At 59.2% G+C, this 7,016-nt stretch carries 4 protein-coding genes; 2 read left to right on the forward strand and 2 right to left on the reverse strand.

The window, feature by feature from the left end:
• The first annotated feature begins 7 nt into the window (after nucleotides 1–7).
• Together dnaE and B3520_RS02260 are read left to right on the forward strand one after the other, a co-directional pair.
• A complete protein-coding gene (gene dnaE / locus B3520_RS02255) occupies nucleotides 8–3,508 on the forward strand; it encodes a DNA polymerase III subunit alpha (protein WP_286875293.1) in 3,501 nt (1,166 codons plus the stop codon).
• Nucleotides 3,509–3,693: 185 nt separating this feature from the next.
• On the forward strand, nucleotides 3,694–4,644 hold the full coding sequence (locus B3520_RS02260) for an acetyl-CoA carboxylase carboxyltransferase subunit alpha (RefSeq protein WP_286875295.1): 951 nt from the start codon (nucleotides 3,694–3,696) through the stop codon (nucleotides 4,642–4,644).
• 75 nt (nucleotides 4,645–4,719) lie between these two features.
• Here the strand turns inward: B3520_RS02260 and B3520_RS02265 are convergent, their stop codons facing one another.
• Together B3520_RS02265 and dapC are read right to left on the reverse strand one after the other, a co-directional pair.
• Complete coding sequence (locus B3520_RS02265; RefSeq protein ID WP_286804658.1) at nucleotides 4,720–5,256, reverse strand: energy transducer TonB; 537 nt, start codon at nucleotides 5,254–5,256, stop codon at nucleotides 4,720–4,722.
• Nucleotides 5,257–5,726: 470 nt separating this feature from the next.
• Nucleotides 5,727–6,926 (reverse strand): succinyldiaminopimelate transaminase, encoded by a 1,200-nt coding sequence (gene dapC / locus B3520_RS02270; RefSeq protein ID WP_286805176.1) that lies wholly within the window; start codon nucleotides 6,924–6,926, stop codon nucleotides 5,727–5,729.
• Between the last annotated feature and the right edge of the window lie 90 nt (nucleotides 6,927–7,016).

Consider the following 7,016-nt stretch of genomic DNA (forward strand, 5'->3'; position numbering starts at 1 on the left):
AGATTTTATGACCACACAATTCGTCCATCTCAGATTACACACCGAATACTCCCTCTCGGACAGTTTGGTGCGCATCAAACCCCTGGTCAAACGCGTGGCCGAGCTGGGCATGCCGGCGGTGGCCGTCACCGACCAGACCAACTTCTACGGCCTGATCAAATTCTACAAAGCCGCCCAGGGCGCCGGCCTCAAACCCATTGCCGGCAGCGACTTCCTGGTCGCCAATGCCGACCCCGACGGCAAACCCACTTTGATTACCCTGTTGGCCATGAACAACAAAGGGTACAAAAACATTATTGAACTGATCTCCCGCGCCTGGCAAAAAGGCCAGCAGCAGGGCATCGCCTATGTCCAGCGCGAGTGGATCAGTGAACTGGCCGAGGGCGTGATCGCGCTCTCCGGAGGTAAGTTCGGTGATATTGGTGTGGCGCTGATCGCCAGTCGGCAGAATCAGGCCAAAGAACTGCTCAGCGGTTGGATGGCGGACTTCCCCAACCGGTTTTATCTCGAGCTGCAACGCACCGGTCGCGACAACGATGAAGACTATCTGCACGCGGCGGTGGACCTCGCGGCGCAGGCGCAGTGTCCGGTGGTGGCGACCAATGATGTCCGGTTTCTTCGGCAAGACGAGTTCGAGGCCCATGAAGCGCGGGTCTGTATCAGTGAGGGGCGGGCCCTGGATGACCCGCGTCGCGAACGGCGCTACGGCGATCAGCAGTACCTGCGCTCGCCCGAGGAAATGGCGGAGCTGTTCAGCGACATTCCCGAAGCGTTGGAAAACTCGGTCGAAATTGCCAAGCGCTGTAACCTGGATATTGAACTCGGTAAATATTATCTACCCGAGTACCCCATTCCCGAGGGAATGACCGAGAACGAATTTTTCGAGAAAATTTCCTACGAAGGTCTGTACAAACGACTGGAGCGAATTCTCGATCCGCAGGCGGCGGATTATCAGGAGCGTAAAAAAGCCTACGAAACCCGACTGCAGTTTGAGCTGGATATCATCATCCAGATGGGGTTCCCCGGTTACTTCCTGATCGTAATGGACTTTATCCAGTGGGCCAAAGACCACGATATTCCCGTAGGGCCCGGGCGGGGTTCCGGTGCCGGTTCGCTGGTTGCCTATTCACTGGATATTACCGATCTGGATCCACTGCAGTACGACCTGCTGTTCGAACGTTTCCTGAACCCGGAACGGGTTTCCATGCCCGACTTCGACGTCGACTTCTGCATGGACAATCGCGATCAGGTGATCGCCTACGTGGCCGACAACTATGGCCGGGATGCGGTCAGTCAGATCATCACCTTCGGTACCATGGCCGCCAAGGCCGTGGTGCGCGATGTGGCTCGGGTTCAGGGTAAGTCCTACGGCCTGGCGGACAAGTTGTCCAAGATGATTCCGGCCACGCCGGGGATGACTCTGGAAGCGGCGTTGGAACAGGAAGAGGTACTGCGCGAATTTCTCGAAGTCGACGAGGAAGCCCAGGAAATCTGGGAAATGGCCAGGCAGCTCGAAGGTTTGGCGAGAAACGTCGGTAAGCACGCCGGTGGGGTGGTGATCGCCCCGACCAAGCTGACTGACTTCGCCCCCCTGTACTGCGATGAGACCGGTAGTGGTCTGGTCACCCAGTACGACAAGAACGACGTGGAAGACGCCGGCCTGGTGAAGTTCGACTTCCTGGGCCTGCGGACCCTGACGATCATCGACTGGGCCAAGGCAATGATCGATCAGCAGCGCGCCAAGGTGGGCGAGGAGCCCCTGGATATCGCCGCGATTCCCCTCGACGACAAGCCCACTTTCGATATGCTCAAGCGGGCGGAAACCACCGCCGTGTTCCAGCTCGAATCCCGGGGCATGAAAGACCTGATCAAGCGCATGGTGCCGGAAAGCCTGGAAGAGCTGATCGCCCTGGTGGCCCTGTTCCGTCCCGGCCCGTTGGACTCGGGCATGGTGGACGACTTCATCAACCGGAAGCACGGCCGCGCCAAGGTGGCCTACCCGGATGCCCAGTACCAGCACGAACGTCTGGAGCCGATTCTCAAGCCGACCTACGGCGTGATCGTGTATCAGGAACAGGTGATGCAGATCGCCCAGGAACTGGCGGGCTACAGTCTCGGCGGCGCCGACCTGTTGCGCCGGGCCATGGGTAAGAAAAAGCCCGAGGAAATGGCCAAGCAGCGGGAAGTGTTTGCGCAGGGGGCGAAAGAGCAGGGCATTGATCCCGACCTGGCGATGAAAATTTTCGACCTGGTGGAAAAGTTCGCCGGCTACGGTTTCAACAAATCCCACTCCGCCGCCTACGCGTTGGTGTCGTATCAGACCGCGTGGTTGAAGGCCCATTACCCGGCACACTTTATGGCCGCCACCATGTCCTCGGACATGGACAAAACCGACAAGGTGGTGACCTTCATCGAAGAATGTCGCCAGATGAACCTGCAATTGTTGCCACCGGATGTGAACACCGGTGAGTTCCAGTTCAGCGTGGATGATGACAACAACATCATCTACGGTCTCGGTGCCATCAAAGGCCTGGGTGAAGGCCCGGTGGAAAGCATCATCGCGGCGCGCAAGGACGGTCCCTTCAAGGACCTGTTCGATTTCTGTGCCCGCGTCGATCCGCGCAAGGTGAACAAGCGGGCCCTGGAAGCCCTGATCCGCTCCGGTGCCGCCGACAAGCTGGGCCCGGGCGTGGATATTGATTACGATCGCGCGGTCATGTTCGCGGCGATCAACGAAGCGGTGAAAACCGCCGAGCAGAAAGCCGCCAATCAGAGTGCTGGCATGGTGGATCTGTTTGGCGATGTGATTCCCGGCGGTGACCCGGAAGGGGATGCCTACGGGGAGTTTCACAAAGTCCGCAGCTGGAGCATGAAAGAGCGCCTGCATGGCGAAAAGGAAACCCTCGGCCTGTATCTGACCGGGCACCCGATCGACGAGTACGACAGTGAGCTGAACCACCTGGTGAGCTCCCGCATCATCGATCTGAAACCCCAGAAAGAGTCCCAGACGGTGGCCGGGTTGGTGGTGGCCATGCGGGTGATGAAAACCAAGCGCGGCGACAACATGGGCTTTGTCACCCTGGATGACCGCACCGGCCGCATCGAGGTGGCGGTGTTCAGCGATACCTTCAATGAATACCGGGACCTGCTGTTGAAAGACAGCCTGTTGGTGATCACCGGGCAGGTTAGCCACGACGACTACAGCGGTTCGCTGAAAATGCGCGCCGATCAACTGCGCCTGCTGTCGGATATGCGTCAGGAGCGGGCTCGGGAGCTGTGTCTGGCGGTGGAGGCGGGCGCTCTGTCAGCCAACTTCTCGCGCCAGTTGGGCGAGCTGCTGGATCCCTATCGGGAGGGCCGCTGTCCCATCGTGATCGACTACACCCGCCAGGGCGCCCGTGGTCAGGTGCGCCTGGGTCAGGCCTGGCAGGTCCGCCCCGAGGATGATCTGCTCCAACGCCTGCGCGACACCTATGGCCCAGAGAGCGTCCACTTGGTCTATTCCTGACCCGCCCGATACCCGCCCGACCTTCGCGTAGGGCGGGTAAGCGCAAAGCGCGCACCCGCCGCAACCCAGAGTCACCCACCCACGCCGCCTCAGAGGTCGACTATTTTGACGGTTTCGCGTATCTTAGGCGCCTTTCCATCCGCGTTTATTGATCGGACGACAACACTGAGCCTGAAAAGCCGACTATGAATCTGAATTATCTGGAATTTGAACAGCCCATCGCCGAACTCGAAGGCAAAATCGAAGAGCTGCAGCTGGTGGGCAGCGATAATGACCTCAATATCACCGAGGAAATTGCCAAGCTGCGCGAAAAGAGCACCAAGCTTACCGAGAGCATCTACGCGCAACTGACCCCCTGGCAAGTGGTGCAGGTGGCCCGCCACCCGCATCGCCCCTATACCTCTGACTACATCAAACGTCTGTTCACCGATTGGGATGAGCTGCACGGTGACCGCCATTTCGGCGATGATCACGCAATTATCGGCGGCGTTGCCCGCTTGGACGGCAAACCCGTCATGGTGATTGGCGAGGAAAAAGGTCGTAGTGTCAACGATAAGGTGTATCGCAACTTCGGTATGCCGCGCCCGGAAGGCTACCGCAAGGCGTTGCGTCTGATGGAAATGGCCGAGCGTTTCAAGTTGCCGGTCCTGACCCTGATCGACACCCCGGGGGCCTACCCCGGTATCGACTCGGAAGAGCGTGGTATCAGTGAGTCCATCGCCCAGAACCTGGCGGTGATGTCCCACCTGCGCACGCCGATCATCTGCACCGTGATTGGTGAGGGCTCCTCCGGTGGCGCCCTGGCCATTGGCGTGGGCGATCAGCTCAACATGCTGCAGTACTCCACCTATTTTGTGATCTCGCCGGAAGGCTGTGCCAACATCATCTGGAAAACCGTGGCCAAGGCGCCCCAGGCCGCCGAGGCCATGGGTGTGACCTCCACCGTGCTGGAGGAGTTGGGCATTGTGGATGAAACCATTCCGGAACCCTTGGGCGGCGCCCACCGGGATATCGACGCCATGGCGAGCAAGCTCAAGGAGCGCTTGAGTGCGCAGCTGGATCGTCTGAGCAACGAGCCCATCGACGATTTGCTCGAGCGTCGCTACCAGCGCCTGATGAGTTACGGCAATCCCTGATCCTGAACTGGATTGGTGTGACTATGAAAAAACCGCTCCGTTGTGAGCGGTTTTTTTATGTGTGGTGGTTGTAACCTAGGCGTTCGCCAGCAGCCGATCGTACTTGCGACTCAGCAGCTCATAGAACTTCTCCCGGGTGCGCGCTACCTCTTTTTTGAACGCAGCAATCTGCTCCAGGCTGATATCCTCCCGCCCGGCATACACCTGCTTGCGGAACTGGGCAATCTGACTGCCGTACAGGCGCAGGCTGCGCTCGAGGTTGTTTTCACCGAGCATGAGCAGCTTGGCCTCGGCATCCGCCAGCCCTTTGAACTCGTTCACCAACTCGGCGCTGATCTGTTCCAGCTCGGCGCGGCGCTCTTTGGGCCAGCGTTTGCCAAACTGGATGGATTCGGCGGCCAGTGACGAGTATTTGGCGAAGGTGTGGGTAACCCGCCCGACTTGTCCGGACACGTCTTCCAGCAGGCTGAGTTTGCGGTTTTCCTGGGGGGAGCGGGAGCCGACAATGGCGTTGCGCCGCATGACCCACCATCCGGCCACCCCGGCGATGAGTGCCCCCAGGGCGACTTTGAGGGAGGTATCCAGCAGTTCGATAAAGATCGCGCTATCCACGGTTTGAGTCCTCGAAGACAAAAACTTGACGTTATGAAGGTTTGTCTCGGATTACTGCAAAAATAGCGCCAGGTGTTGCCTGTTTGCCAGGGACGTTGTAGCGGAGTGCTGCGGGTGGATATCTCCGGGAGATAGCTGACTCTCGCCTGTATCGACTTGCTAGTGAGTAGGTCGGATTAGCGCGAAGCGTGTAATCCGACATTGCTTGGCGAAAAACCACTGCTTGAGGAGAGCCCATGTCGGATTACGCTGTGCTAATCCGACCTACTCACTACCTCCAGCCAACGTTCGGCTACTCCTGGCGGAGGAAGGGTGAGCCCCTTTGAGACCGTCACCGGCCTGGATGGCCGGTGCAGAGCGTACAGGGATGTATTCACAGCGTGCCCCAAAGGGGAACCCCCTCCCGCAGCACTCCATTCGAAGTTCCAGCCTAGTACTGCGACATCCCGCAGCACTTCCTACGAAGACCCTCAGTACTGTTTCATGAACTCGCGAATCCGGTGTGCCGCTTCGACGCATTCGTCCAGGGATGCCACCAATGCCATTCGGACATAGTGGTCGCCCGGATTGCCGGTTTTGGTGTCGCGGGCCAGGTAATTGCCGGGGAGGACGGTAATGTTCTGTTGGGCAAACAACTCCCGGGCGAACGTCTCACTGTCCACCGGCGTGCGCGGCCAGAGATAGAAGCCCGCTTCAGGTTTGGCAACATCCAGGCAGCCGTCCAGGATGTCCAGCACCGCCGCGAACTTCTGGCGATACAGATCTCGGTTCGCCCGCACATGCGCCTCGTCTTCCCAGGCCGCGATGCTCGCCAGTTGTGAGGGTACCGGCATGGCGCAACCGTGGTAGGTCCGGTAACGCAAAAACTCCGCGAGAATCGACGCATCACCGGCCACAAACCCAGAGCGCAAGCCCGGCAGGTTGGAGCGTTTGGATAGGCTGTGAAAGACCACACAGCGGCTGAAGTCTTCACTGCCGAGCTCTGTGCAGGCCTGCAACAATCCAAGCGGGGGTGCCTGTTCGTCGAAGTAGAGTTCGGAGTAACACTCATCCGAGGCAATTACAAAATCATACTCGTCGGCCAGTGCCAACAGGGTGCGCCAGTGCTCGAGCGTGAGTACCGCTCCGGTCGGGTTGCCCGGTGAGCAGAGGTACAGGAGTTGGCAGTGTTTCCAGATGTTCGGGTCGACGGCGGCAAAGTCGGGAATATAGTGGTTGTCAGCGGTACAGTTCAGAAACGCCGGTTGCGCTCCGGCAAGCAGGGCGGCGCCTTCGTAGATCTGATAAAACGGGTTGGGGCTGACCACCAATGGTTGTTCGGCGGTGCGGTCCACCACGGCCTGGGCGAAAGCGAACAGGGCTTCGCGGGTGCCGTTTACGGGGAGGACCTGCGCCTCGGGGTCGAGTTGCCCCGTGCTCAGTGCAAAGCGCTTTTCGGCCCATTGGGCAATAGACTGACGCAATTCCGGCAGGCCCTTGGTCGCGGGGTAGTTGGCGACGCGGTTGAGGTTCTGGCTCAGGGTGTCGAGCACGAATGCCGGCGGCTGGTGTTTGGGCTCACCAATGGATAGTGCAATATGGGATAGATGTTCCGGCGGCTCCACGCCCGCTTTAAGCTTGGCGAGCTTTTCAAACGGATAAGGGTGCAGGTGATTCAGGTCTGGGTTCATTGGTTTATCTTCACGTTAAGCTTTTGCAAGGCTGAGTGCCTCAATGTGGTTCCGGCGTTTGCGGGGTTTACCGTTTGGAGACCCGCCGTA

Origin of the sequence: Marinimicrobium sp. UBA4509 (assembly GCF_002388575.1) — a bacterium.
Taxonomy (GTDB): domain Bacteria; phylum Pseudomonadota; class Gammaproteobacteria; order Pseudomonadales; family Cellvibrionaceae; genus Marinimicrobium; species Marinimicrobium koreense.